The organism is Halomonas aquatica (assembly GCF_040196335.1).
GTDB classification, from domain to species: Bacteria; Pseudomonadota; Gammaproteobacteria; order Pseudomonadales; family Halomonadaceae; genus Halomonas; species Halomonas aquatica.
On sequence record NZ_JBEGCJ010000002.1, the window covers coordinates 133,219 to 159,727 of the forward strand.

Genomic DNA, 26,509 nt, shown 5'->3' on the forward strand with positions numbered 1-26,509 from the left:
AGACAGGAGCCAAGCACCACGGCTGCATGAGGCAGCCGGCTCATCGAACACAGGGAACCGCTGTACATGATCCTCACCCTCAACCAGCTGGAACGGCACCTCTTCAAGGCGGCCGACATCCTGCGCGGGCGCATGGACGCCTCGGAGTTCAAGGAATACATCTTCGGCATGCTCTTCCTGAAGCGCTGCTCGGACGTCTTCGAGCAACGCCAGGAAGAAGTCCGCGGCCAGCTCAAGCAGGCAGGCAAGAGCGACATCGACATCGGCCATGTCATCGAGTTGCCGAGCTGGTACAAGGCCACCTTCTATGTCCCGGAGCAGGCCCGCTGGCCCTACCTGCTGAAGGAGGCCCACCAGGGCGTCGGTAACGCCCTGAACAAGGCGCTGGCCGGCCTGGAGGAGCACAACCCGAGCCTCGCCGGGGTACTGGAGCACATCGACTTCACCCGCAAGGTCGGCTCCACCACCCTGCCGGGCAAGAAGCTGCGTGACCTCATCGTCCACTTCAGCGAGTACCGCCTGCGCAACGAGGACTTCGAGTTCCCCGACCTGCTGGGCGCCGCCTACGATTACCTGATCTGCGACTTCGCCGACTCCGCCGGCAAGAAGGGCGGCGAGTTCTACACCCCGCGCCCGGTGGTCCGCATGATGGTGCGGCTGATGGACCCCCAGGAGGGCCACAGCGTCTACGATCCCTGCATGGGCTCGGGCGGTATGCTGATCCTCTCCAAGGAGTACCTAGAGGAACAGGGCGGCGATCCGCGCAGGCTCAACCTCTTCTGCCAGGAAACCTTCGGCTCGGTGTAGGCCATCGCCAAGATGAACATGCTGTTGCACGGGGTGAGCAGCGCAGACCTGCGCAACGACGACACCCTCACCGATCCGCAGCACATCGAGGGCGGCGAGCTGGTGCGCTTCGACCGCATCCTCACCAACCCGCCCTTCTCCATCGGCTATACGCCGAGCTCCCAGTTCCCCGAGCGCTTCCACTACGGCAGCGTGCCGGAAGGCGCCAAGAAGGCCGACCTGATGTTCCTGCAGCACATGGTCGCCTGCCTCAAGTCCGACGGCATGCTGGCCACCGTCATGCCCCACGGGGTGCTGTTCCGCGGCGGCGACGAGAAGCGCATCCGCGCCGGCCTCCTGGAGGACGACCTGGTGGAGGCGGTGATCGGCCTGGCCCCCAACCTCTTCTACGGCACCGGCATCCCGGCCAGCATCCTGGTGCTGCGGGCCAAGGGCGCCAAGCCCGATGAGCGGAAGGGCCGTGTGCTGTTCATCAACGCCGACCGGGAATATTACGAGGGCCGCGCCCAGAACCACCTGCTGCCGTTGCATATCGAGAAGATCGCCAGCACCTTCGAAGCCTTCGCGGAGGTACCCGGCTTCGCCCGTGCCGTGACGCTCGAGGAGCTGCGCGAGAACGACTACAACCTCAACATCCGCCGCTACGCCGACAACACCCCGCCGCCGGAGCCTCAGGACGTGCGCGCCCACCTCAAGGGCGGCGTGCCGGTGAAGGATCTCGGCTACCGCTGGGGCTCCTGCGGCAAGGGCAACCGGGTCTACTTCCACTGGAAGACCATCCTGCTGCCCCGCCATATCGCCGAGTACGTGGTCGTCCACGAGCTCGTCCACCTGCACGAGCCCCACCACACCCCGGCCTTCTGGTGCCGCCTGGAGCGCGCCATGCTGGACTATGAGCAGCGCAAGGGCTGGCTTGCCCGGCACGGGATCGAGGTGGAGGGGGTGTAAGCCGCCCGCCAAGTCCAAGGTCATCACGTAGCTCTCGGCCACTTGGTTTCAAGGATCGACCCGAGCCTAAAGATGGCGTTGACCTCCTCACCCCTTGGTAACTTAGTAAGGTGTCCATTATCTGGAGCCGGGAAGCATCTGACATCGGCCCAACTGCTCCAATTTATGGAGCGTTTGCCGGGTAGGATTGGGTGCACTCAAGCAACTGCTCCAGTTTCTGGCCGGATGAACTCCACTTTCTGGACACGGTAAAAATCGAAATCATGGTTTCCAACTTCTCGGCGGCATGTTCGTGTCGGCCACGTCCAGCTTGCCGTCACAGGGATCTATCGGTTGCCAAGTGATCGCGTACAAGGCGCAACGGGCGCCCTCATGACCTATGACAGCGTCTCGTGTCTTCATTATCAGACGCCGATCCTGAAGCTCTCTGAGGGCCTTGGACAGCGTGGTATGGGACATCCCTCCCCAGGCCTTCATCGTCGTCCGAGTGGCAGACAGATCGCCGTTGTTCTTCCCGTTGTAATTGCACGCCAGGGCCATCAAAACCTTGTGCGCGGAGGAGGTGAGAAAACGGAAGTCGTCGTGCTCCATGACCACTTTGGGCAGGGCGAGGAATCCGCCCTGCCATTTGGACACCGAATTGTTCTTCCTTGTCGCCATCGCGATCACCCCTCATTAATGAGGTGATAGCACTTGATCTTTTCGTAAGGCTTAGAGGGGTGTGGATGTTCCTGGGTCTCGACCCCGGGCCTTTTCTTGTCTCCACTCATTGCGCCACCTCCTCGCAGGAGGCTTCCCAGGCTTCAATATCTGCCAGCCGCCAGCGGGTGCAGTTGGGGCCAAGCTTCATGGGCTTGGGAAAGTCGTCACGGTCGCGGGACCAGCGCCAGATGGTCGCTACCCCTACGTCATAGCGGGTGGCGACTTGCTTGGCCGTCAGGAAGGTGCGGCCGGTTTCGTTGGTCATGGCGTGATACCTCTCGGTATGGGTTTACACGCCATAGGCTAAGAGAAGACTTCTCTTCAGGTCTCCCTAGGAACTAGTTGTTAGGGATTTTTGCTCATGTTCTGCTCGATAGATTTGTACTCTCGCTGAAGGTTTAGCCTTTCATATTCAATGGTTTTTTCAGAAACATGGAAATGATTTGCCATATCGCTATCGAATTTGCTTTTCTTGCCTGGAGAGCCGGACAGCACCCACTCAAACCATAGATCTTCAAACCCCTCCAGGTTCAATGTACGGCCAGATTTACCGCCCTAGGACTTTCGTGCTCGATCTAGCATCATCTTGATCAGGGCAGTGGAGTCTTCGGCCTCGGATTTCTTGCCAGGCTTGGTCAAGCGACCATAGAGGTAGCCGAGGAGGAGAGCGAAATACACATCCCGGTGACTCTCTCGTTGTTCTGGAGCGTTCCCCTCATCCAGCAGATCAACAGTAGCGGCGGCCAGCACCGTTTCTGAGTGCCTATCCAATTCCTTGTCGGAGTCGATTTGCTCTTGCAGCCTATCGAGCTCGCTGCGCATGAGCGCCAGCATGTCATCTACGCTGGTCAGCTTGCCGTCTGCCTTGATCAGCTCCAGATGTTCAGCCCACTGGCGTGGTGACGGGTTAGCCATAGCGCCCTCCAGCAAACCAGGGCGCCGCTTCAAAACACTATTAGGCAGGATGAAGGGAGAGGGTGAATTGTCCGTCATCGCGCTACTCCTCGCGCACTCCAGATAGGGGGTGGCTGGCGGACATGGTGGAGTGACCATGCTTTCGGGTGATCGGCCCTAGCCAGCCAAAGTGGGCGTCGGCGCCGACTACTCGGCGGACACCTTATGCTCGCGGATCGGGGCCACGTTCTCGACCTGGGCTGGGGCAATGGCCAAGAAGTCGGCCCACTGCTGCATCAGCTTCGCCCGCTTGGCCAGCAGGTCGCCGCGACGATAGGCGGCCTCGGCGTGGTTCTTGATCGTGTGGGCCAGGGCCATCTCGGCGACGTGGTGCGGGGTGCTGGTGCGCTCAGCAGCCCAATCGCGGAAGGTGGACCGGAAGCCGTGTACGGTTGCCTTGTCGTGGACCTTCATCCTCTTGAGCACGGCGGCCAGGGTGGCGTCGGATAGCTTGCGGCCCTGGGTGTTGGGGAAGATCAGGTTGGAGCCGGCGAAACGCGGCAGGGACTCCAGCAGCTCCATAGCCGTTGGCGAGAGGGGAACGCGATGTTCGCGGCCTGCCTTCATCCGGTCGGCGGGTATCGTCCATACCTTCTCGGCAAGGTCGATCTCCTCCCAAGTCGCGGCCCTGGCCTCGCCGGACCGAACAGCGGTCAGGATCACGAAGGCCAGGCAGCGTGGAGCGATGCCCTGCCGAGTCTCCAGCGCCATCATGAAGTCATGCATTTCGTCCATCGACATGGCGCGGTGATGCTCCACCTTCGAGACCTTGGTAGGCGCCGGAAGCACCGCATCCAGGTTGCCCTTCCAGCGAGCCGGGTTATCGCCGCTGCGGTGGCCGTGGACGGCGGCCCAGGACAGCACCGCCTCGATACGTTGGCGAACGCGGGTCGCGGTCTCGGTTTTGGTCTGCCAGATGGGCTCCAGCACCTGCTTGATGTGTGCCAGCTCTATGTCGGCCACGCTCATGGGGCCAAGGACCGGGTAAGCGTAGGTCTCTAGGGTGCTCGCCCACTGCTTGCCGTGCTTCGAGTTGCGAGCTTCAGCCTGCTTCTTGACCACGACCGCCTCAGCGGCCTTCTGAAACGTCATATCTCTGAGACGTTCGGCCAGGGCGGCGGAACGTAGACGCTGGCGCTCCGCTACCGGGTCGATGCCCTGGGCAATCTTCTCGCGAGCGTCTCGGGCTTTCTCGCGGGCCATGGCCAGGGTCACGTCTGGATATCCGCCCAAGCCAAGGTCACGACGCTTGCCGGCGATGGTGGTGCGGAGAATCCACGACCGGGCGGCTGATTTCGTCACCTGAAGATGAAGACCGGCCACCCCGCCCACGGCATACAGGCCAGGGGTAGTCAGGCGCTTGACCTCGACGGGGGCTAACTCTCGAGCTTTTTTCGGCATGGCGCCTACCCCACTTCGTACCCAACATAGGATTTATGCTTGGACGATAGACGGTGATACGCCTCAATACAAGAAAAGAAGGTAAGGTTCTGATTTTATTGATAGAGATGCGATGGCATGACACAAAAAAACCGCCGATGATATGGGCGGTTGGCGGAGGGGGAGGGATTCGAACCCTCGAGGCCTTGCGACCTACACACTTTCCAGGCGTGCTCCTTCGACCACTCGGACACCCCTCCGCATTGTGGCTCTCGATTCGAATTGCCCCAGCAGCGCCGTGACTTCTCCTCCAGAACGGCGCACATCGTAACGACTTAAGTGCGCGATTGCAAGCCAGTTTTCTTCTCTTGCTGCCGACTCAACCGGCGGGCAGTACCGCATAGTCGCCGCAGGCTTCCAGGCAGAGGGTATCGCCGCACCAGAGGCGCTGAACCAGGGCGATCCGCCCCTTGCCGCGCTGTTCCAGCCGTTCGGCCAGGGCCGATGGGGCGTCGCCTGCCTCGGGCTCACAAGTCAGGCGATAGTCGCCGGTCACCGGGGCAAGGAAGCGCTGGCTGGCCTCGGCAACCACCACGTCCCGGGAGAGGCCGTGTCGACGCAGCCAAAGGGTGGTCCAGCACCAGCCAAGCAGCGTGGTCTGGGCGGTGAGCGCGCCGCCGAAGCCGGTCCCCTTGTCGTTGAGGCTGGGCTCGAGGGCCAGCTGCCACTCCAGGGCGTCGCCGTCTCGGCGCATCTCGCGGATGCCTAGGGCGGCCACCATGGGGATGGCGTCGCCAAGCCAGACGAGGAACTCGGCCATGTCGTCCTCGTAGCCGACAGCGGGCAAGGGAAGGCGGGGATGAGGAATGCCGATCTCGCGCATGCTCAATCCCAGCGCTCCACGAAGGCCTCGATGTCGTGCTCCGGCAGCGGCTTGTGGCGCCCGCCCAGGGTACCCAGGTAGAGGAAGGCCACGATCTCGTCGTCCTCGGCGAGCCCCAGGCCCTTGCGCACCGTGGGGTCGAAGGCGTACTTGCCGCTGCGCCACATCGCGCCGAACCCCTGGGCGTGGGCGGCAAGCAGGATGCCATGGGCGGCACAGCCGGCCGAGATCACCTGCTCGATCTTCGGCACCTTGGGGACGTCGGGCGAGACCCTGGCGATCACCGCGATGATCATGGGGGCCCGCCTGGGCTTCTTGCGGGCCGCATCCAAGGCGGCATCGCCGGCATGGGGATCCTCGCGAAATTCGGCCTCGGCGAACAACTCGCCGAGGCGCGAGAGGCCCTCGCCGGAGAACTCGATGAAGCGCCAGGGCCGAAGCTCCTTGTGGTCCGGCGCGCGCAGGGCCGCACGGTAGATCGCCTCGAGCTGTTCGGGGCTCGGCGGCGGGCCCATCAGCTTGCCCATGGAGCTGCGTTCATGCAGCAGCGTCAGCGCGTCCATTGAGTGCCTCCCTTGGCTACCATCAGACGAGAATGTTTCTCGGCACTCTATCAGCTGACCGCTCACCTGTCGTGCCGGGGCGGCTGGCTCGCCCATCACTGTCTTGCCTCACTGCCGCGACAGTCGAAGGGGCGACGGCGGACGCTCGCCGGGGGTGGCCCGCCAGGGGCTGATGTCGAGCCCGCCACGGCGCACGTAGCGAGCCAGCACCAGCAGCCGTAACGGCCGGGCCCGGGCCATCAGGTCCATGAAGATGTGCTCCACGCAGTGCTCGTGGAAGTCCTGATGCTGGCGGTAACCGATCAGGTAGCGAAGCAGTCCCTCGCGGTCGAGCCGCGGGCCCCGGTAGCGGATCATCACGCTTCCCCAGTCGGGCTGCCCGGTAACGGGGCAGTTGGACTTGAGCAGGTGCGAGTGGAGGGTCTCCTCGACGACCTCCTCCCCCACCGCCAGGTGGTCGGCGCTGGGGGTGTAGTCCGTGACGTCGATGTCGAGGTGATCGAGGCATTCTCCCGGCAGGCGTTGCACGGCCAGGGCCTCGTCATCCACGTCGAACAGCTCGACGGAGACCGGTGCATCGGCCGCCCAGGCAAGGTCTTTCCGCAAGGTGTCGATGACCGCCTGACGGCTCTCGAAACGAGTCTGGTTAAAGCCGTTGAGATAGAGCTTCCAGGACTTCGACTCGATCAGGTTCGGTGAGTCCGCCGGCAGGCGGAAGCGCGCCACCGCGACGATGGGCTTGCCGCGCGCGTTCAGCCAGGAGACCTCGAAGGCGTGCCACTCGTCCTCGCCGACGAAGGGCGAGGCCCCCGCCTCGATCCCCAGCGGAGCGCGGTTGGCGGCCCGGGGGATGGGATAGAGCAGACGGGCGTCGTACTGCTCCGGGTAGGCGGACTCTCGCCCCAGCGGGGCATGTTCGAGGGTGTCGGGGCGTGCCTGCGTCATGTCAGCTCCTGATGCCCTTGCCATTCTCCAGCATCCACAGCGCGATACCGAACAGCACGGTGATGAAGGCCAGGATGGCCGCCAGTGCCCAGCCTACCGGAATGTCGGAGACCCCGAGGAAGCCGTAGCGGAAGACGTTGACCATGTAGAGGATGGGGTTGAGCATCGAGACGCCCTGCCAGAAGGTCGGCAGCAGCGAGATCGAGTAGAAGACCCCGCCCAGGTAGGTCAGCGGCGTCAGCACGAAGGTCGGCACGATGGAGATGTCGTCGAACTTCTTGCCCAGCAGGGCGTTGATGAAGCCACCGATGGCAAACAGCGCCGCGGTGAGCACCACCACGAACACCGTCAGCAGCGGATGAGCCACCTCGATCCGCGTGAAGAACAGCGACACGACGGTGACGATCAGCCCCACGCCGAGGCCGCGGGCCATGCCACCCAGTATGAAGCCGGTCAGGATCACCCAGTTGGGCATCGGCGAGACCATCATCTCCTCGATGGAGCGCTGGAACTTGTTGGAAAAAAAGGACGAGGCCACGTTGGAGTAGCTGTTGGTGATCACCGCCATCATTATCAGCCCGGGGACGATGAAGTCCATGTAGGTATACCCATCCATCTCGCCGATCCGCGAGCCGATCAAGTTGCCGAAGATGATGAAGTACATGGTCATGGTGATCGACGGCGGCAACAGTGTCTGCGGCCAGATCCGAGTGAAGCGCTTGACCTCCTTGTGCACCAGGGTCCAGAGGGCGATGGCGATCTGCCTGGGGTTCATTTGCGCTCCTCATTGTTCCGGTACTTGTCCTTGTCTTGGCGCTGGTCGATCGGGCGGTTGCCCTGCTCCACCATGGAGACGAACATCTCCTCCAGCCGATTGGCCCGGTTGCGCATCGACGTCACCTGCAGCCCCTGGTCGCTTAACGCCTCGAAGACGTCGTTGAGCCGCTGTCCGCGGTGCACCACGACGGCCAGCTGAGCGGTATCCACCCGAGTGACTTCGAAGCCTTCGATCTCGGGTGCCGCGTCAACCGCATGCGCCAGGTCGAGCAGGAAGGTCTCGGTATTAAGCTCGGCGAGCAGCTCCCGCACACTGGTGTTGCGGATGATCTCACCGTTGTTGATGATCCCCACATTGCGACAGAGGCTCTCGGCCTCCTCGAGGTAGTGGGTGGTGAGGATGATGGTGGTTCCCTCCTCCCGGTTGATGCGACGCATGTATTCCCACATGCTGCGGCGCAGCTCGATGTCCACGCCGGCGGTGGGCTCGTCGAGGATCAGCAGCTTGGGCCTGTGCATCAGGGCGCGGGCGATCATCAGCCGGCGCTTCATGCCGCCGGAAAGCATACGTGCGCTGCCATTGCGCTTGTCCCACAGGCTCAGATCACGCAGCAGCTGCTCGGCCCGCGGCAGCGCCTCGCGACGCGACATGCCGTAGTAGCCGGCCTGGGCCAGCACGATGTCGATGACCTTCTCGAACTGGTTGAAGTTGAACTCCTGGGGAACCACGCCGAGATGGTACTTGGCGCGGGCGAAATCGGTGTCGATGTCGATGCCGAAGATCGAGACGCGACCCGCGGTCTTCTGTACCAGCGAGCAGACAACGCCCAGGGTGGTCGACTTCCCCGCGCCGTTGGGCCCCAGCAGGGCATAGAAGTCGCCCTGGGCGACGTCGAGGTCGATGCCCTTGAGGGCCTGGAAGCCATTGCCGAAGACCTTGGTGAGGCCACGGATGGACAGTGCCGGTTCGGCCATATGCGATCCCGTCAGAGAGAAGGGTGAATACTCGAAAGAACCCGTGAGGTGGGGGCGGGCCGGCAAACTTCAAGGCTCGTCGCCCATCTGGAGGGAATCCGGAGGACAACGGTGTCTGGAAACTGGAGCGGGAAACGAGATTCGACGGGGCTGGCGCAACAGCTCGCGACCAACACCTTGGCAAGGCAATGTTCTACGACTGAGCTATTCCCGCTGATCCTGGAGGACGTGCTTGAGAAGTGGCGTCCCATAGGGGGTTCGAACCCCTGTTACCGCCGTGAAAGGGCGGTGTCCTGGGCCACTAGACGAATGGGACGGATAAGCCATTGCGGCTTGGAAGTTGGAGCGGGAAACGAGATTCGATGGGGCTGCCATCAGTCGGACTGGCGTGCCAGCTCGCGACCCTCGCTATACTGTTGCTCCATACCAGCTTCCTGGTACCAAAACTGGAGCGGGAAACGAGATTCGAACTCGCGACCCTCGCCTTGGCAAGGCGATGCTCTACCACTGAGCTATTCCCGCCTGGTCTTCTCGCACTGTCTTACAACCGGCTGCAGGAAGGTGGCGTCCCATAGGGGGTTCGAACCCCTGTTACCGCCGTGAAAGGGCGGTGTCCTGGACCACTAGACGAATGGGACACATAAGCCTTCAAGCCTGGAGCGGGAAACGAGATTCTATCGGACTGGCGTACCAGCTCGCGACCCTCGCTGACCTGTTGCTCCGAGCCAGCTTCCTGGCAATGAAGCTGGAGCGGGAAACGAGATTCGAACTCGCGACCCTCGCCTTGGCAAGGCGATGCTCTACCACTGAGCTATTCCCGCACTCCGGTACCTGATGAGTCGAGTGGCGTCCCATAGGGGGTTCGAACCCCTGTTACCGCCGTGAAAGGGCGGTGTCCTGGACCACTAGACGAATGGGACGCAATCTCTCGCCTCGTCGAGGTGCGGCGAATATTACCCACCACCCAGAAAGCTGTCAAGCGCGTCCCGCCGCTCGTTGATATCGCGTGACCCATTGCTCCCTGCCACTGGAAACACCCGCCCCGCTTGGTGTCACAATGGGAGTAAGGCGCCGGGTCTGCAGCCGGTTCCACGACGAGACAAGGAGAGAGGCCATGCGCAGCAAGATCCAGAAGAGCGACGCCGAATGGCGAGAAGAGCTGACGCCAGAACAGTACCGGGTCACTCGCGAGAAAGGCACGGAACCCCCCTTCAGCGGCAAGTACCACGTCAGTGACGAGCACGGCATCTACCACTGCATCTGCTGCAATGCCCCGCTGTTCGAGAACGAGCGCAAGTTCGAGGCCGGCTGTGGATGGCCGAGCTTCGATCGCCCCTTCACGCCGAACTGCGTCGCGGAGGAGACCGACACCAGCCACGGCATGCGGCGCACCGAGGTGACCTGTGCCCGCTGCGATGCCCATCTCGGCCATGTGTTCCCGGACGGCCCGCCGAAGACCACCGGGCTGCGCTACTGCATCAACTCAGTGGCGATCGACTTCCACGCCGGCGAGTAGTCGCCAGCGCCGATACTGTCCTCCCCGGGCGCGGCCATCCATCTGCTATGATGGCTGGCCGTTTTCATTACATGCTCATGCAGGAGAGGCTCGATGCTCGGCTGGTTTCCGGGACACATGAACAAGGCGCGCCGGCAGATCCTCGAGGCGCTGCCGGAGATCGACGTGGTAATCGAGGTCCTCGATGCCCGCCTGCCCTACTCCAGCGCCAACCCCATGCTCGCCGAGCTGACCCGCCACAAGCCGGTGCTCAAGGTCCTCTCGCGGGCCGACCTCGCTGACCCCGAGCGCACCAGGGAGTGGACGGCCTTCTTCGATGCACAGGCCGATACCCGGGCCCTGGCGGTGACCACCACCCAGGCCCGCGAACTCAAGCGCATCCCGAAGCTTTGCCATGAGCTGGCCGGCCAGGTGCGGGCCGACCGCGACGTCCGGGTGATGGTCATGGGTATTCCCAATGTCGGCAAGTCGACCCTGATCAATGGCCTGGCCGGGCGCACCATCGCCAAGACCGGCAACGAGCCCGCCGTCACCAAGCGCCAGCAGAAGGTACGCATCGGTGGACGCGTGGCACTGATCGACACCCCCGGTGTGCTGTGGCCGAAGATCGAGGATCAGGCCAGCGCCCACCGCCTGGCCGCCAGCGGCGCCATCCGCGACACCGCCATCGACTATGTCGACGTGGCCGTGGTCGCCGCCGCCGAACTGGCGCGGCGCTATCCGAAGGCGCTCACGTCACGCTACAAGCTCAAGGCCTTGCCGACCTATACCCCCCACCCCGAGGCCGAGCAGGTCGAGGCCGATGGCCCGTCTCGGGTCGATCTGCTCGCGCTGTCCGGCTTCGACGGCCATGCCATCCTCGCCGAGATCGCCGGCAAGCGCGGCGGCCTTCGCCCCGGTGGCGAGGTCGACCTGCACCGCGGCGCCGAGGTGCTGCTCCATGAGCTGCGCGACGGCAAGCTCGGCCGGCTCACCCTGGAGACCCCGGCGGACATCCCGGCCGAGCCGGAACAGGAGGCGGAAACGGCCGAGGATGGTGGCGACGACGGCGAACCCGCATAATTGCAGTCGACGCCGACGAGACGATACCCGCCCCGGCAGAGGCGGCACACGGACATCACTGGATTCAAGCGCCCATGGACACCCCCCCGATCAGGAAATCGCACAAGCTCGAGAACGTCTGCTATGACATTCGCGGCCCCGTGCTCGAGCACGCCAAGCGGCTGGAGGAGGAAGGCCAGCGCATCCTCAAGCTGAACATCGGCAACCCTGCCCCGTTTGGCTTCGAGGCCCCGGAGGAGATCCTCCAGGACGTGATGCGCAACCTGTCCAACGCCCAGGGGTACTGCGACTCCAAGGGACTCTACTCGGCACGCAAGGCGATCATGCAGGAGTGCCAGCGCAAGGAGATTCCCGGCGTCGGCATCGAGGATATCTACATCGGCAACGGCGTCTCTGAGCTGATCGCGATGTCGCTGCAGGCCCTGCTCAACGACGGCGACGAGGTGCTGATCCCGGCGCCGGACTACCCGCTGTGGACCGCCGCCGCCAACCTCTCGGGCGGCCACGCCGTGCACTACCTGTGCGACGAGCAGGCCGACTGGGCCCCGGACATGGACGACATCCGCGCCAAGGTGACCGCCCATACCCGTGCCATCGTGATCATCAACCCCAACAATCCCACCGGCGCCGTGTATCCGCCGGCGGTAGTGCGCGAGTTGCTGGAGATCGCGCGGGAGCATGACCTGGTGGTGTTCTCCGACGAGATCTACGACAAGATTCTCTACGACGGGGTCGAGCATGTGTCCACCGGGGCCCTGGCCAGCGAGGACCAGCTCGTGGTGACCATGAACGGGCTCTCCAAGAGTTATCGCTGCGCCGGCTTCCGCTCCGGCTGGATGATCCTCTCCGGGAACATCGCCAAGCAGCGAGCCGCCGACTTCATCCAGGGGCTGACCATGCTGGCCTCGATGCGCCTGTGCGCCAATGTCCCGGCCCAGCACGCCATCCAGACGGCGCTGGGGGGCTACCAGTCGATCAACGACCTGATCCTGCCGGGTGGTCGCCTGCTCGCCCAGCGCGACATCACCGTGGAGAAGCTCAATGCCATTCCCGGAGTGAGCTGTACCCGGCCCAAGGGGGCGCTCTATGCGTTCCCGCGGCTCGATCCCAAGGTCTTCAACATACAGGACGATCAGCAGCTGGTGCTGGACCTGCTACTACAGGAAAAGATCCTGCTGGTTCAGGGCACGGCCTTCAACTGGCCGGAGCCCGACCACGTGCGCATTGTCACCCTGCCCTGGGCCGACCAGCTCGAGGATGCCCTGGACCGCTTCGCCCGTTTCCTGGCGCGCTACCGCCAGTAGTCCCGAATGTGGCGTTTGCCCGCTTGAAACCCGGCGGGCAAACCCGTATCTAAGCAACAGCTTGTCTATGCCGTCTTCCGCGGCGCCCCTTCCTGACGACTGGAGAGTTCCAGCAATGATGAGAATCCTGCTGTTCCTGGGCACCAACCTGGCGGTGATCGTGGTGGCCAGCATTACCCTGCGCCTGCTGGGGGTGGAAGGCTACCTGACCGAGCAGGGCATGAACTTCAATGCCCTGTTGATCTTCTGCTTCATCTTCGGCATGGCAGGCTCCATGGTGTCGCTGTTCATCTCCAAGTGGATGGCCAAGCGCAGCACCGGCACCGTGATCATCGAGTCCCCGTCCAACAGCACCGAGAAGTGGCTGGTCGATACCGTGGCGGAACTGGCCCGCGACGCCGGCATCAAGACGCCGGAGGTCGGCATCTTCCCGGCCCAGCAGTCCAACGCCTTCGCCACCGGCTGGAACAAGGACGATGCCCTGGTGGCGGTCTCCGCCGGCCTGCTCAACCGCATGCGACCGGAAGAGGTCCGCGCGGTGCTGGCCCACGAGATCGGCCACGTGGCCAACGGTGACATGGTCACCCTGGCACTGATCCAGGGGGTGCTCAACACCTTCGTGATGTTCTTCGCCCGGGTGGTCGCCCACCTGGTGGACGGCTTCCTGAAGAGTCGCAGCGACGGCGAGGGAGGCCTGGGCTTCATGGGCTACTTTGCGGTGGTGATCGTCGCCGAGATCTTCTTCGGCCTGATCGCCTCTGCCATCGTCGCCTGGTTCTCGCGCTTCCGGGAGTACCGGGCCGATACCGCAGGCGCCCAGCTCGCCGGCAGCGGGGCCATGATCAGCGCCCTGGCACGGCTCAAGGCCGAGACCGAGATGCCGGACCAGATGCCGGATACCCTGCGGGCGATGGCCATCACCAAGGGCCAGACGCGCTCGTTGATGGAGCGACTCTTCGCCAGTCACCCTCCGCTGGATGACCGCATCCGAGCCCTGAAGGAGGCGGCCTACCGCCAGTAAGAACGGCCGTCGGAGAGTGGCGAAAAGAGAATCCCGAATCGACAGCCCGACAAGGACCTCTCTGGAAAGAACGCCCTGTGACGATCGTCCTGAAGCGATCTTCCTCAAAACCAGCAGGCCTGCCATACGGCGAGCCTGCTTGCGTTTATCGCCTCGCGGTCTTCAGTCCGTGGCGACCCGAAACCCGGCGCCGGTCAGCAAGGGCGCCAGCCCAAGGGCCCCCTCGCGAAGGCTGAGCTCGAGGGAGGCGAACTCCCGACGCAGCGGGTAGTGGGTGCGGCAACCATCGAAGCCCTTCGCCATGCCCAGGCGGCGTGCCTCGCGATGCAGGCTGTCGTGGTCGCGTCGCGGATCATGTACGACGCGCATGCAAAGGCGCAGCGCCTCCTCGGATGAGAGGCCACCGTCCAGGACGAGACGCGCCACGGGAGGCGGCGGCGCCAGGTCATTTATTGTCAGGCGTGCCGGCAGGCCGGCGTGGTGGGCCAGGGCACGATAGATCTGGTGAGTGCCACGCAGCTTGCCATCGAGGCTGTAGCCAGCAACGTGCGGCGTGGCGATCCCGGCGAGATCCGCCAGGGCGGCGTCGATGGCGGGCTCGTGCTCCCAGACGTCGAGCACCGCCGTGATGTCGCCCTGCCCCGCCAGGCGCTGGCGCAGGGCCCGGCCATCCACGCAGTCGCCGCGTCCGGCATTGAGCAGCACCATTCCCGGCGCCAGGGCGGCGATGCGCCGGGCATCGAGCAGGTGGTGCGTGGCATGGGGACCCTCGCTCACCAGCGGCGTGTGCAGGCACAGCACGTCACACTCGTCGATCAGGGTGTCCAGGTCATGGAATCCGGCCAGCCCCTCCGGTCCGGTGCGTTCTTCCTCGATGCTCTCCGCTTCAACCCTGGGCGGGTCGCAGGCCAGGCACTCGATGCCCATGGCGGTGAGTCGACCCAGCAGCCGCCCGCCCACGTTGCCCACGCCGACGATGCCGACACGACGCTCGGCGAGCCGGAAGTCCTGACGCTCGGCCAGGGTCGCAAGACTGGCCAGCACATAGTCCACCACCGCCTCGGCGTTGCAGCCAGGCGCACTGGCGAACGCGATACCATGGTCGGCCAAGGCCTGTTCGTCCATATGGTCGGTCCCGATGGTACAGGTGCCGATGAAGCGCAAAGGCGAGCCACTCCTCTTGACCTCCTCGATCATGGCCGCATCGACCCGGGTGATGGAGCGCACCACCAGGGCATCGGCATCGAGCACCGTGGCCGCATCGATCTCTCGCCCCGGCACGCGGACCACCTCGCCCAGTGTGCCGAAGCAGGCCTCGGCGGCGGGGACATTGGCATCGACGACGATTTTCATGACTGACTCCTGACTTACGGGATGATGCGACTTGTTCAGTGTGTCCAAGCCCTTACAATACCGCCTTATGCCAAACAGGGCGGCGCTGGCGGCGCCGTCCTCCACCTCGGGAGCTGCCGTGATCGTCCGCTGGGAAACCGACCATGACTATGTGCTGGTGCATGTCCATCAGGACATGTTCGGCGACTGGATCTTCAGCCGCGCCTGGGGACAGATCGGCACCCAGTTCGGCGGCCTCAAGCATCAACTGGCCGACGATCATACCCAGGCGATGATGTGGTTGGCCGACGAGACCACCATTCTGACATCCCGCGGCTTCCAGAAGGTGATGGAGGTGGAGGCCGAGAGCGCCGAGGGACGTGACGCCGTCAGCCAGCTTTCGCTCCTGGAGCCTTGAGCTGCAAGCTGCAAGCTGCAAGCCAGAAGAATTCCAACAGCGCTGTAAGTCTCAAGGGTCTTACTAGTCCCTCGTGGCTTGTCACTATCCGGCGAAGCCGGGTCATCACCCCAGATAGCGCCGCCCGCCACGCAGGGTCACACCCTTTGCTGGCTCGGGCGACGTTTTGCCACTCAGCCGCTCCTGCAACCGCTGCCAGGCAGCCTCGTCGAGCCAGCCCCGTGCCGACAGCCAGTGCGCCAGGCGCTCCGGTTCGAAGCCACGATCCAGCTCCGCCCCCGCCTCGTCCTGCAGCACGGGGATGCGCGCACCGTAGTGATCGATCAGGGCGTCATCGTCACTGATCTCGACCCTGTTCAGCCGGTACGGCGTGCCGCAGAGGGTCACCAGTAGCGCTTCCAGCTGCTCGCAGAGATGACAGCCCAGGGTGGTGTAGAGCCTCAACCGGATCACGACGCCTCCTGCCGGCGAATCAGGAACACATGGTGCAGGTCGGAGTTCCTCGAGAAATCGGGGTCGAAGGTGCGCGACGAGATGTCCTCGACCGCATACTGCTCGGCCAGGTCCGGATCCATCTTGAAGCGCCGCTGGTTATTGGAGAACACCAGGGTCCCCCCCGGCGCCAGGCGCGCCATGGCCAGGCGCACCAGGCGGCCATGGTCGCGCTGCACGTCCAGGGTATCCGCCATCTTCTTCGAGTTGGAGAAGGTCGGCGGATCAAGGAAGATCAGGTCGAACTCGCCGCCGGCGGTCGCAAGCCAGCGCAGGCAGTCGTCGCGCACCACCCGATGGCGGCTCGAGTCGAGGCGGTTGAGGGCGAAGTTGTCCCGCGCCCACTCCAGGTAGGTATTGGAGAGATCGACACTCAGGCTCTCACTGGCGCCGCCGTCACGCTCGGCGCCCTCTTTCTGTGGCCCCAGGGCCGCCTGCACCGTGGCGGCGCCGGTGTAGCAGAAGAGGTTGAGGAAGCGCTTCCCGGCGGCCATCTCGCCGAGCATGCGCCGCACCGGCCGATGGTCGAGAAAGAGGCCCGTGTCCAGATAGTCGCGCAGGTTGACCCACAGCCGGGCCCGCCCTTCGCTCACCTCGAAACGCTCGCCGCTGGCCGCCTGCTTGCGATACTGCTCCTTGCCGCTCTGACGCTCACGGCGCTTGACCACCACGTGCCTGGGGTCGATGCCGAGGACCTCGGGGATCACGCCCAACGCTTCATGCAGGCGCTTCTGGGCCTGGGCGGCATCGACGGACCTCGGCGGCGCATACTCCTGCACATGCACCCGGTCACCATAGAGGTCGATGGCCAGGGCGTATTCGGGCATGTCGGCATCATAGAGTCGGTAGCACGACTCCCCGGAGCGCTTGAGCCATTTCTTCAGTCGCTTGCGGTTCTTCTCCAGGCGATTGGCAAACATCTGCGCCCCCTCGGAGCGCGCGGAAGCCCCCTCGCCGGCGGCCCTGGCCTGATCTGCCGACGCCTCGCCCTCCTCGGGAATCGCCATCAGCAACAGCCGGGCATCCAGGGGCCCGTTCTTCAGGGAGTAGTGCTTGTGGGCCCGCAGCCCGATGCGGTGCCCGAGGTCCGGGTTGGCGGTGAACACCGCCAGTTGCCAGCCCGGGAAGGCCGCCCTGACCCGATCGCCGAGCTGGGCATAGAGCTGCACCAGCTCCGGCAGCTCGCCGAGGCGCTCGCCGTAGGGGGGATTGGTCATCACCAGCCCCCGGGGCGCCTCGGGAAGCCCCTCGGGGCGCGCGAGCCCGGTCAGGGAGGCCCCCTTCAGCTCGATCAGCGCCGGCACCCCGGCGCGCATGGCGTTTGCCTTCGCCGCCGCCAGTGCCGGGGGGCTCTCGTCGAAGCCGAACAGCCGTGAGCGGCAGCGCTTGCGGCCGATGCTGGCTCGCGCCTCGGCCTCGCGCCTGAGCTCGCGCCAGCAGCGCTGGTCGTGGCCGGCCCAGCCGTGGAAACCGAAGCGTTCTCGGGCCAGTCCCGGCGCGATGTCGGCGGCCATCAGGGCGGCCTCGATCAGCAGGGTGCCGGCACCGCACAGCGGGTCAACGAGCGGCGCGCCTTCCTTCGCCAGCGCCGGCCAGCCGGCGCGCACCAGCAGGGCGGCGGCCAGGTTCTCCTTGAGCGGGGCCAGGCCCACGTCGAGCCGGTAGCCTCGGCGGTGCAGGCTGTCGCCGGAGAGGTCCACCCCCAGCGTCAGCCTGCCACGGTGCAGGTTGGCATAGAGGCGCAGGTCGGGTTGTCGGGTGTCGATATCGGGCCGCGGCCGCCCCTCGGCCTGGAGGCGATCCACCACCCCGTCCTTGACGGTCTGGGCCCCGAAGCGCGTGTGGCGGATCGCTTCGGAACGACCGTGGAAATCCACGGCCAGGGTCGCACCGGGCCCGAGGTGGTCGCGCCAGTCGATGGCCGCGGAAGCGGCGCGCAACGCCTCGGGGGTCTCGATGCCCTCCTCCCGCGTCAGGCATAACACCACCCGGTTGGCCAGGCGCGACCAGAGACAGACCCGGTAGGCGTTCTCGAGGCTGGCCCGGAAGTTCACCCCAGCCACCGTGGTCTTGCCTGGCGTGGTGCCCAGGGCAGCCAGTTCGTCGGCCAGCAGCAGCTCGATGCCCTTGGGGCAGGTCGCCAGAAAATGAAGTGAGTCAGTGGATTGCAGTTCAGTCATGGAATATCCATCGGTGCGACGCCTGCCCGGGAAGGGGTGGAGTGACGGTCAGGTGAACGCCTTGTTACAAATCATCAGTCGACAATCGTCATCATCCTGGGCTATCAATGAGTCAGTAGCTACTGTATGACGCATGCGTTCCTGTCAGCGGGCCACCAGTACTTGTGCAGCACGGATTTGCCGCATTGCCTGACGTTGCCCGGGCAACACGAATCCGGTCCCAAGACCGGGTTCACGTCGGTACCTTCATCAAGAGGTAGTCCAATGAAACGACAGAAACGTGATCGCTTCCAGCGTGCCTATGTTCATGGGTACAAGGCGGGTCTCTCAGGTCGTTCCCGCGATGAGTGTCCAAGCCAGGATATCAATCTACGCGAATACTGGATGAGCGGTTGGCGTGAAGGTCGTGGGGATCAATGGTCGGGCATGACGGGTGTCTCCGGCATTCACAAGAACCCCATGGTGATGTAACCCCGCATCTACCGGGTCAATGACCCATCGTCAGAGATGATGACGAACCTATCAAGCCCATGGCCATGCCATGGGCTTTTTCATGCCGGACCATCAGCCGTCGGCGGCATGGGCCCTAAGCGCCCGGGCACTTTCTCCCACCAGGCCAGGCCCACGGTAGATGAAGCCCGAATAGAGCTGCACCAGGTCGGCACCGGCCTCCACCTTGGCTACCGCCGTCTCCCCGCTGTCGATGCCGCCCACGCCGATGATCGGCATGTCGGGGAGGCGGCGGCGCAATTCGCGAATCACCGTATTCGAGGGCTCGAACACCGGTCGCCCGGAGAGCCCACCCTGCTCTTCCGCATGCTCGAGGCCTGCCACCGCCTCGCGGGAGACCGTGGTATTGGTGGCGATCACCGCGTCGATGGCGTTGTTCTCGAGGGTGCGGGCCACCAGGCCGACCTCATCGGGGCTCATGTCCGGCGCGATCTTGACCGCCAGGGGTACACGGCGCCCGGTCTCGCGGTCGAGCCGGCTACCCTCCTCGCGCAGGGCCCCGAGCAAGGCATCGAGATGCTCGCCGAACTGCAGGTTGCGCAGCCCCGGGGTGTTGGGTGAGGAGATGTTCACCGTGATGTAGTGCGCATCGGCATGCACCTTGCCCAGGCAGGTCAGGTAGTCATCCACCGCCTGCTCCACCGGGGTGGTGAGGTTCTTGCCGATATTGATGCCGATCACGCCGTCGTAACGGCTCGCCCGGACTCGCGCCACGAGGTGATCCACCCCGGCGTTGTTGAAGCCCATGCGGTTGATGATGGCGCCCTGCTCCGGCAGCCGGAACAGCCGGGGCCTGGGGTTGCCATCCTGTGGCCTGGGCGTCACGGTGCCCACCTCCACGAAGCCGAACCCCAGCGCCCCCAGGGCGTCGAGATGATCGGCGTTCTTGTCGAGTCCGGCGGCCAGGCCGACCCGATTGGGAAAGCGCAGCCCCATCAGCTCCACCGGATCCTCGACCCGGCGCCCGCCCAGGCGCGATACCAACCCCAGTCGGTCGGCCAGGTCCAGGGCGGAGAGCGCCATGCCATGGGCAGTCTCGGCATCGAGACGGAACAGCAGAGAACGGGCAAGCGAATACATGGCGGCTCCTGATGGCGGCTCCTGCAAGTGGCAACCCGACCTGACTCGATGACAAGGCGCTTGGCAACGGACGGCTAGGCGACAAGCGGGGCGAGAGTATACCAGCACCGACAACTCGAGACGACGCACACCACCGACCGGCGAGGTTCGTGGAAGACGTCACTCGCTGGCGGCTCCATCATCCACTCCATTTATGCTCTACTGGGCTATCTGAAGAGCCCCTACCCAGGACACAGCGAGGCGACTGATCCGCCTCGATGATCTACTGCCAGGAAGCGCCCATGACCGATACCACGGAGACACTCGAGCACCGCCTGTCGCGGATTCACCGGGCTATGGAGAAAGAGCAGCTGGAGGAGGTCGATGATGTCCTCTCCGATCTGGAGCCGGCAGAAGTGGCCCTGCTGCTCGAGTCGCTACCGCCGGCGGCTCGCATTCGGCTGTGGGAGCGGGTGCCGGGCGAGATCGACGGCGAGGTGCTGCTGCATGTGCACGACGAGGTGCGCAGCACCCTGATCGACGACATGGACCATGCCGAGATCGTCGCCGCCACGACCGGACTCGACACCACGGACCTCGCGGAGATCTTCGAGGACCTGCCCCAGCAGGTCGCCGAGGACATGCTGCGCTCCATGGACGAGCTGCAGCGCTCCCGACTGCAGGAGACCCTCTCCTTCGAGGAAGACAGTGCCGGCCGCCTGATGCGCACCGACACCATCGCCGTGCGCGCCGATGTCAGCCTGGAGACCGTGAGGCGCTTCCTGCGCTGGAAGGAAGTGGTCCCCGACAATACCCACGTGCTGATGGTAGTGGACCGGGACGGCCGTTTCCTTGGGGTGCTTCCTCTGGCTCGGCTGGTGTCGAACGACCCCGAGATGGCAGTGGCCGACCTGATGGACCGCGAGGTGGACAGCATTCAGGTGACCATGAAGTCCCGCGACGTGGCCACCCTCTTCCAGACACATGACCTGTCCTCCGCTGCGGTGGTCGACGAGGCAGACCTGCTGCTGGGGCGCATCATCATCGACGATATCGTCGACGTGATCCGGGAGAATTCCGAACAGGCACTGATGAACATGGCAGGCCTGGACGAGGAGGAAGACCTCTTCGCGCCGGTGATGCCCAGCGCCAAGCGCCGGGCCGTATGGCTGGGCATCAACCTGCTGACGGCCTTCCTGGCCGCCTGGGTGATCGGACGCTTCGAGGATGCCCTGGACAAGATCGTCGCCCTGGCGGTGCTGATGCCCATTGTGGCCAGCATGGGCGGCATCGCCGGCAGCCAGACCCTGACCCTGGCGATCCGAGGCCTGGCGCTGGGCCAGATCAGCAGCACCAACAGCCACTGGCTGCTGCGCAAGGAGATCGGCATCGCCGCTCTCAATGGGGTGCTGTGGTCGCTGGTGGTAGCCGTGCTCGCGTTCCTGTGGTTCGGCAGCGTCGCCATCGGCGTGATCATCGCCTCCGCTCTGGTGATCAACATGCTGGCGGCCGGCATCGCCGGCATCGTCATTCCGTTGATGCTCAAGCGCTCGGGTATCGACCCGGCCCTCTCCGGCTCGGTGATCCTGACCACGGTGACCGACGTGGTGGGTTTCATGGCCTTCCTGGGCCTGGCCACGCTGTTCCTGCTCTGACATGACCTGCTGACATGACCTGCTGACATGCCCCCCTGACCCACGAAACCCCGCCGATAGCGGGGTTTCGAGTCTTCAGGTTTCATGTCGCCGGGGACCCGGATCGATCACGAGGGCCCGCGATTGCTCTCTGCCAGATCGACCAGCTCACGAACGGCCACCGCGAAGAGCGGGAAGCTCCCATGGGTGCCACTGTTCACCTCTTCGAGCAGGCGGCACCACCGCTGATGCATGCTCTGGTGCAACGAGAGCCACAGGTTGACTCGCTCGGCGGAATCCCGCGGACCATCATCCATGCCCAACACACTGCTGGTCAGTGCCAGTTGCTGGCGGTCGATGTCGTCACGGAAGGTCTCCCGTGCCTGGGCCTGCCAGCTGTCCCGCACCTTGAGCTCGGTGATCTGCTGAATCATCCACGGCAGCTCCAGGCGGTCGCCGACCTCATAGAAGATCTCGGCCACGCGCTGGGGTTTCTCGTTGGTCTGCCGCGCCGCCTGGATGATGCCCAGACCCGCGTAGAGGCTGTTGGCGGCCGCCACGGAAGCTGCCAGGGCCTCGGGCACGCCTGCCTCAACCAGCGTCTTGCGGCGGGCCTCCCAGGCCTCACGCTCCTCGCCCCGCAGGCGCTTGCCGATGTTCTCCTGCAGTTGCGCCAGGCGTGGCGCGAAGAAGTCGATGGCCTCCTGGGTGCTCATGCCAGTGCGATTGCGCAGGAACCAGCGGGTGGCCCGCCGCAGCATGCGCATCAGGTCGAGCATCATGTCGTACTGCACGGCGCTCGACACCTTGTTGTCCAGCGACTCTATCTGCTCCCACAGGCGAGGCAGCTGGAAGCTGTCGCGGGCGACCACGTAAGAGCGTGCGATCGAGGCACGATCGGCCCCGGTGGAATCGATCAGCCGACGCACGAAGACGATGCCCATGTGATCGACCAGGTCATTGGCCACCTGGGTGGCAACGATCTCGCGCTTCAGGCGATGGTCGTACATCTCGTCCTTGTAGCGTTCGACGAGCACACTCGGGAAGATACGCTCGACAAACTTGACGATGGTCGGGTCATCCGGGACATCCGTGGTGATCAGGTCGCCCTTGAGCACGCTCTTGGCGTAGGAGATCAACACCGAGAGCTCCGGCAGCAGCATCCCCTGCTCGTTGGCGGCCCGCTCATGGAGCACATCATCCTCGGGCAGGAACTCGAGCTCGCGGTCGATCTGGCCGACCGCCTCGAGCTCGCTGATGAAGCGCCTGAAGGGGCCGATGCCCTGCCGGGAGAGGCGTTCGGCGAGATCCAGCGCCTGGGTCTGGCGGTAGTTGCTGAGCAGCACCAGGTCCGCGACTTCGCCGGTCATCTCGGCGAGCAGCTGGTTGCGCTGCTTGCCGGTCATGTCGCCTCGCTTGACCACCTCGTCGATGAGGATCTTGATGTTGACCTCATGGTCGGAGCAGTTGACCCCGCCGGCGTTGTCGATGAAGTCGGTGTTGACCCGGATGCCTCGGGCGGCCGCCTCCATGCGCCCCCGCTGGGTGAGGCCCAGGTTGCCGCCCTCGCCGACCACCCGGCACTGCAGCTCGCGGCCATCGACACGCAGGCCGTCGTTGGCCTTGTCGCCCACCTGGGCGTCGGTCTCCTCGCTGCTCTTGACGTAGGTGCCGATGCCACCGTTCCACAGCAGGTCGAACTGCGACTTGAGCATGGCGCGGATCAGCTCGTTGGGCGAGAGCTTGTCCTCCTTGATGCCGAACAGCGCCTTCATCTGCCGAGAGATGGGGATGGTCTTGGCAGAGCGACTGAATAACCCGCCCCCCTCGGAGATCAGCTCGGCATTGTAGTCCTGCCAGCTGGAGCGCGGCAGATCGAACAGGCGCTGGCGCTCTGCGAAGCTTGCCGCCACGTCGGGGGTCGGATCAACGAAGATGTGCAGGTGATTGAAGGCCCCCACCAGGCGAATCTTGTCCGAGAGCAGCATGCCGTTGCCGAAGACATCGCCCGCCATGTCGCCGATGCCGACCACCGTGAACTCGTCCTCCTGGGTGTTCAGTCCCAGGCCACGAAAATGGCGCTTGACCGACTCCCAGGCACCCTTGGCGGTGATGCCCATCTTCTTGTGGTCATACCCGTTGGCACCGCCCGAGGCGAAGGCATCGCCCAGCCAGTGGCCATACTCCGCGGAGATCTCGTTGGCGATGTCGGAAAAGGTCGCGGTGCCCTTGTCGGCGGCCACGACCAGATAGGCATCGTCATGGTCGTGGCGAACCACGTCCTTGGGCGGCACGATCTCGCCGCCCACGCGATTGTCGGTGACGTCGAGCAGGGCACGGATGAAGATCTTGTAACAAGCGATGCCTTCCTTCTGGATGGCGTCGCGGTCGCCGCCCTCGGGCATCCGCTTGCAGACGAAGCCCCCCTTGGCACCCACCGGCACGATCACGGCGTTCTTGACCTGCTGGGCCTTGACCAGCCCCAGGACCTCGGTGCGGTAGTCCTCGAAACGGTCTGACCAGCGCAGCCCGCCGCGGGCCACCTTGCCGCCGCGCAGGTGAACGCCCTCGACCCGGGGCGAGCAGACGAAGATCTCATGGGCAGGCCGCGGCTTGGGGATGCCGGTGATGCGGGAGGGCTCCATCTTGAAGGACATGTAGTCCTTGTGACGGCCATCTGGACCCTTCTGATAGTAGTTGGTGCGCTGGGTCGCCTGGATCATCTCCATGTAACGGCGCAGCAGCTGATCATCGTTGAGGCTGGCGACATCATCGAGCAGTTGGATGATGCGGGCCGCAGAGGCCTCCTCCACTCCCTCCGGAGGACGCTCGTTCGGGTCGAATCGGAGCTCGAACAGCACGACAAGCTCGCGGGTGATGTCCGGATGATTGACCAGGGTGGTCGCCATGTAGTCCTGGGAGACACCGAAGCGGATCTGTTTGAGGTAGCGGGCATAGCCTCTCAGCATGGCCACCTCGCGCCAGTCCAGGTTGGCGCCGATGATAAGCCGGTTGAAGGGATCGTTGTCCGCCTCGCCGACCCAGATGCGCTGGAAGGCCTCGACGAAGGGCCCGCGCATCTCCTGCAGATTGACCTCTGAACTGGTGTGATGCTCCAGATCGAAGTCATGGATCCAGTAGCTCTCATCGCGAGCCTGTAGCTCATAGGGGCGCTCGCCGATCACCCGCAGCCCCAGGTTCTCCATCATCGGCAGCACGTCGGAGAGGGGGATGGGCCTGTCACGGTGGAACAGCTTGAGGTTGACGCCGCTCCCTTCTTCCTCGACCAGGCGATAGAGGGAGAGGGCCAGGGGAACACCGCTGTCCAGCTCGATGATGTGCTGGAGGTCGTAGACCGCGGTGCGCGCCGAGAAATCGTCCCGGTAACTCGCCGGGAAGGCATCGCGGAAACGGTCCATGAGCAGATTGGCCTGTTCCTCACCGAAACCTTCGATGGCCACGCCCTGAAGGTCATCGCGCCAGTTTCTGGCAATGGTCGCCAGCTTGGCTTCCAGCCGGCGCAGGTCGAACTCCACCGGTTGGTCGCCCTTGAAGCGCAGGATGAACTGGATGCGCGCCAGCACTGACTCGGAGAGGTAGGTGTTGAAGTCGCCGAAGGTGGCGCCGAGCTCCTCGCACAGCATGTCCTGAATACGCAGGCGCAGCTCGGTGGAGAAGACATCACGCGGCACGAAGGCCAGGCAGGAGTAGAACCGGCCGGAGCGGTCCTCGCGGATGAACAGTCGGACCCGGCGCCGTTCGCGCATGTCGAGGATGCCGAGTGCCGTCTGCGTCAGCTCGTCGGTGTCGATCTGAAACAGGTCGTCGCGAGGATAGACCTCAAGGATATGCAACAAGTGCTTGCCGTTGTGCCCCTTGGGGTTGAAACCGGATTTGGCCATCACCGCCTGTAGCTTGCGGCGCAAGATCGGCACATTGCGCGGCGACTCGTTGTAGACCGTCGCGGTGAACAGGCCAAGGAAGCGCCGCTCACCGATCACCCGCCCCTGATCGTCATAGCGATCGATCGAGATGTAGTCGGGATAGGTGGGACGGTGGATCCGCGCATGATGAGCGCTCTTGGAGAACGACAGCAGCTGGGGCACCAGCACGAAGCGGTCACCCTCGACGCCCTCCTCGGAGCGGATGCGCTCCTGATAGCGGGGCTGGTCGAGGCGAAAGACTCCCAGTTCGCTCTGCTCGACACGATCCAGATGCTGCCGCCCCTGGTCCTCGTGGACGGCATACTCGTCGTAGCCCAGGAAGGTGAAGTTGTCGTGGAGCAACCACTCGAGGAAGGTCATGGCCTCCTCATGATCCTCGGCGCCGACCTGTTCGGGGCGCGAAGCCTTGAGTTCGGCCAGGGCCGCACGGGCCTGGTCGCGCATCGCCTCGAAGTCGGCCACCGCGGTGCGCACGTCGCACAGCACCTCCTGAAGGCTGGCCTCGATGGCCTCGAGCACCGCCGGGTCGGAGTGGCGATCCACCTCGATGGCGATCAACGACTCCCGGTTATCCGGCGCATTGGCCTCGTGCGTCGACGTGACCCGCTCGAGATGATGCTGGCCATCGCGCTTCGTGGCCAGCACGGCGTTGTGGATAGCGTGAACGGTCATGCCGCGACGATTGAGCTCGATGCGCACCGAATCGACCAGAAAGGGCATGTCCGCGTGCAGCACGGCGATGAAGGTATGGGTAGACTGCCAGCCATGCTGCTCGAAGTCGGGGTTGAACACCCGCACCTTGGGGTCGGCGGGATCGAACTGCTGCAGGAAATGCCACACGGAGAGGGTGGCGCCGTAGATGTCGTCTAGACGGCGATCGACAAGGTCATCGAACGGTATCGTGGCATAGAAGTGGCGGGCGAAGGCATGAACCTCGGCGGCCTTGTCCTCATCCAGACGGCCCTGCAACCGTTCCTGGAGTTGCTTGAGCAGATCCTGGCGGGTCTCCTCATTTGCGACATGTTGCATCCATCACCTCGGCTGCCAGCGGCCGCCGGAAGCGGCCGGAAGAACTTGACGTGGCGACCTTCTGGCCGCATCAC

22 protein-coding genes, 6 tRNA genes and 1 pseudogene are annotated in these 26,509 nt (G+C 64.4%); 9 read left to right on the forward strand and 20 right to left on the reverse strand.

The window, feature by feature from the left end; all coding sequences use genetic code 11:
- Nucleotides 1-66: 66 nt before the first annotated feature.
- Nucleotides 67-1,449: pseudogene (locus ABE960_RS03780) on the forward strand (type I restriction-modification system subunit M); the annotation flags it as partial.
- A 66-nt stretch (nucleotides 1,450-1,515) separates the two neighbouring features.
- The gene (locus tag ABE960_RS03785; protein ID WP_349761379.1) at nucleotides 1,516-1,755 is read left to right on the forward strand and encodes a M48 metallopeptidase family protein; all 240 of its coding nucleotides are present in this window, start codon (nucleotides 1,516-1,518) and stop codon (nucleotides 1,753-1,755) included.
- A 261-nt stretch (nucleotides 1,756-2,016) separates the two neighbouring features.
- Here ABE960_RS03785 and ABE960_RS03790 read toward each other — a convergent pair whose 3' ends face one another.
- From ABE960_RS03790 to ABE960_RS03860, 15 genes are all read right to left on the reverse strand, one after another.
- Nucleotides 2,017-2,415, reverse strand: coding sequence for a hypothetical protein (locus ABE960_RS03790; RefSeq protein WP_349760920.1), 399 nt, complete (start codon nucleotides 2,413-2,415; stop codon nucleotides 2,017-2,019).
- Between the two features lie 106 nt (nucleotides 2,416-2,521).
- A complete protein-coding gene (locus tag ABE960_RS03795; protein ID WP_349760921.1) occupies nucleotides 2,522-2,722 on the reverse strand; it encodes a helix-turn-helix transcriptional regulator in 201 nt (66 codons plus the stop codon).
- A 290-nt stretch (nucleotides 2,723-3,012) separates the two neighbouring features.
- Entirely contained in the window at nucleotides 3,013-3,450 is a 438-nt protein-coding gene (locus ABE960_RS03800; RefSeq protein WP_349760922.1) for a hypothetical protein, read from the reverse strand.
- 108 nt (nucleotides 3,451-3,558) lie between these two features.
- Nucleotides 3,559-4,812, reverse strand: a complete 1,254-nt coding sequence (locus tag ABE960_RS03805; protein ID WP_349760923.1) for a tyrosine-type recombinase/integrase — start codon at nucleotides 4,810-4,812, stop codon at nucleotides 3,559-3,561.
- 151 nt (nucleotides 4,813-4,963) lie between these two features.
- Nucleotides 4,964-5,051, reverse strand: a tRNA-Ser gene (locus tag ABE960_RS03810).
- A 119-nt stretch (nucleotides 5,052-5,170) separates the two neighbouring features.
- Nucleotides 5,171-5,674, reverse strand: a complete 504-nt coding sequence (locus tag ABE960_RS03815) for a YiiD C-terminal domain-containing protein (RefSeq protein WP_349760924.1) — start codon at nucleotides 5,672-5,674, stop codon at nucleotides 5,171-5,173.
- 2 nt (nucleotides 5,675-5,676) lie between these two features.
- Nucleotides 5,677-6,237: a nitroreductase family protein gene (locus ABE960_RS03820; RefSeq protein ID WP_349760925.1), complete on the reverse strand. Its 561-nt coding sequence runs from the start codon at nucleotides 6,235-6,237 to the stop codon at nucleotides 5,677-5,679.
- Between the two features lie 108 nt (nucleotides 6,238-6,345).
- Entirely contained in the window at nucleotides 6,346-7,182 is an 837-nt protein-coding gene (queF, locus tag ABE960_RS03825) for an NADPH-dependent 7-cyano-7-deazaguanine reductase QueF (RefSeq protein WP_349760926.1), read from the reverse strand.
- Between the two features lies 1 nt (nucleotide 7,183).
- Nucleotides 7,184-7,957, reverse strand: coding sequence for an ABC transporter permease (locus ABE960_RS03830; RefSeq protein WP_349760927.1), 774 nt, complete (start codon nucleotides 7,955-7,957; stop codon nucleotides 7,184-7,186).
- The gene (locus tag ABE960_RS03835; RefSeq protein ID WP_349760928.1) at nucleotides 7,954-8,934 is read right to left on the reverse strand and encodes an ABC transporter ATP-binding protein; all 981 of its coding nucleotides are present in this window, start codon (nucleotides 8,932-8,934) and stop codon (nucleotides 7,954-7,956) included. Before ABE960_RS03835 ends, ABE960_RS03830 begins: the two co-directional genes overlap by 4 nt.
- A 240-nt stretch (nucleotides 8,935-9,174) precedes the next feature.
- A tRNA-Glu gene (locus ABE960_RS03840) sits at nucleotides 9,175-9,250 on the reverse strand.
- A 131-nt stretch (nucleotides 9,251-9,381) separates the two neighbouring features.
- Nucleotides 9,382-9,456, reverse strand: a tRNA-Gly gene (locus tag ABE960_RS03845).
- Between the two features lie 40 nt (nucleotides 9,457-9,496).
- Nucleotides 9,497-9,572, reverse strand: a tRNA-Glu gene (locus ABE960_RS03850).
- 108 nt (nucleotides 9,573-9,680) lie between these two features.
- Nucleotides 9,681-9,755 (reverse strand) — tRNA-Gly (locus ABE960_RS03855).
- Nucleotides 9,756-9,778: 23 nt separating this feature from the next.
- A tRNA-Glu gene (locus ABE960_RS03860) sits at nucleotides 9,779-9,854 on the reverse strand.
- A gap of 194 nt (nucleotides 9,855-10,048) precedes the next feature.
- Between ABE960_RS03860 and msrB the strand changes: the two genes are divergently transcribed.
- The 4 genes from msrB to htpX all read left to right on the forward strand — a co-directional run bounded on the left by msrB (nucleotide 10,049) and on the right by htpX (nucleotide 13,837).
- The gene (gene msrB / locus ABE960_RS03865; RefSeq protein WP_349760929.1) at nucleotides 10,049-10,450 is read left to right on the forward strand and encodes a peptide-methionine (R)-S-oxide reductase MsrB; all 402 of its coding nucleotides are present in this window, start codon (nucleotides 10,049-10,051) and stop codon (nucleotides 10,448-10,450) included.
- A gap of 93 nt (nucleotides 10,451-10,543) precedes the next feature.
- Nucleotides 10,544-11,512, forward strand: a complete 969-nt coding sequence (gene ylqF / locus ABE960_RS03870) for a ribosome biogenesis GTPase YlqF (RefSeq protein WP_349760930.1) — start codon at nucleotides 10,544-10,546, stop codon at nucleotides 11,510-11,512.
- Between the two features lie 74 nt (nucleotides 11,513-11,586).
- Nucleotides 11,587-12,816: a pyridoxal phosphate-dependent aminotransferase gene (locus ABE960_RS03875; RefSeq protein WP_349760931.1), complete on the forward strand. Its 1,230-nt coding sequence runs from the start codon at nucleotides 11,587-11,589 to the stop codon at nucleotides 12,814-12,816.
- A gap of 115 nt (nucleotides 12,817-12,931) precedes the next feature.
- Nucleotides 12,932-13,837: a protease HtpX gene (gene htpX / locus ABE960_RS03880; RefSeq protein ID WP_349760932.1), complete on the forward strand. Its 906-nt coding sequence runs from the start codon at nucleotides 12,932-12,934 to the stop codon at nucleotides 13,835-13,837.
- A gap of 162 nt (nucleotides 13,838-13,999) precedes the next feature.
- Here htpX and pdxB read toward each other — a convergent pair whose 3' ends face one another.
- Nucleotides 14,000-15,190, reverse strand: coding sequence for a 4-phosphoerythronate dehydrogenase PdxB (gene pdxB / locus ABE960_RS03885; RefSeq protein WP_349760933.1), 1,191 nt, complete (start codon nucleotides 15,188-15,190; stop codon nucleotides 14,000-14,002).
- Nucleotides 15,191-15,308: 118 nt separating this feature from the next.
- Between pdxB and ABE960_RS03890 the strand changes: the two genes are divergently transcribed.
- Nucleotides 15,309-15,587: a hypothetical protein gene (locus tag ABE960_RS03890; RefSeq protein WP_349760934.1), complete on the forward strand. Its 279-nt coding sequence runs from the start codon at nucleotides 15,309-15,311 to the stop codon at nucleotides 15,585-15,587.
- Nucleotides 15,588-15,692: 105 nt separating this feature from the next.
- Here the strand turns inward: ABE960_RS03890 and ABE960_RS03895 are convergent, their stop codons facing one another.
- Together ABE960_RS03895 and rlmKL are read right to left on the reverse strand one after the other, a co-directional pair.
- Nucleotides 15,693-16,040, reverse strand: coding sequence for a glutaredoxin family protein (locus ABE960_RS03895; protein ID WP_349760935.1), 348 nt, complete (start codon nucleotides 16,038-16,040; stop codon nucleotides 15,693-15,695).
- Nucleotides 16,037-18,259, reverse strand: a complete 2,223-nt coding sequence (gene rlmKL / locus ABE960_RS03900) for a bifunctional 23S rRNA (guanine(2069)-N(7))-methyltransferase RlmK/23S rRNA (guanine(2445)-N(2))-methyltransferase RlmL (RefSeq protein WP_349760936.1) — start codon at nucleotides 18,257-18,259, stop codon at nucleotides 16,037-16,039. The genes ABE960_RS03895 and rlmKL overlap by 4 nt, the downstream gene beginning before the upstream one ends.
- A gap of 264 nt (nucleotides 18,260-18,523) precedes the next feature.
- Here rlmKL and rmf point away from each other — a divergent pair, with 264 nt between their 5' ends.
- Nucleotides 18,524-18,730: a ribosome modulation factor gene (gene rmf, locus ABE960_RS03905; protein WP_071945223.1), complete on the forward strand. Its 207-nt coding sequence runs from the start codon at nucleotides 18,524-18,526 to the stop codon at nucleotides 18,728-18,730.
- A gap of 93 nt (nucleotides 18,731-18,823) precedes the next feature.
- Here rmf and ABE960_RS03910 read toward each other — a convergent pair whose 3' ends face one another.
- Nucleotides 18,824-19,849 carry a quinone-dependent dihydroorotate dehydrogenase gene (locus tag ABE960_RS03910; RefSeq protein ID WP_349760937.1) on the reverse strand — a complete coding sequence of 342 codons (1,026 nt, stop codon included), beginning with the start codon at nucleotides 19,847-19,849 and terminating at the stop codon, nucleotides 18,824-18,826.
- A 281-nt stretch (nucleotides 19,850-20,130) separates the two neighbouring features.
- Between ABE960_RS03910 and mgtE the strand changes: the two genes are divergently transcribed.
- On the forward strand, nucleotides 20,131-21,483 hold the full coding sequence (gene mgtE, locus ABE960_RS03915; RefSeq protein WP_349760938.1) for a magnesium transporter: 1,353 nt from the start codon (nucleotides 20,131-20,133) through the stop codon (nucleotides 21,481-21,483).
- Nucleotides 21,484-21,590: 107 nt separating this feature from the next.
- On the opposite strand, the gene ABE960_RS03920 is transcribed toward mgtE, so the two are convergent.
- Entirely contained in the window at nucleotides 21,591-26,435 is a 4,845-nt protein-coding gene (locus ABE960_RS03920) for an NAD-glutamate dehydrogenase (protein WP_349760939.1), read from the reverse strand.
- Nucleotides 26,436-26,509 lie beyond the last annotated feature (74 nt).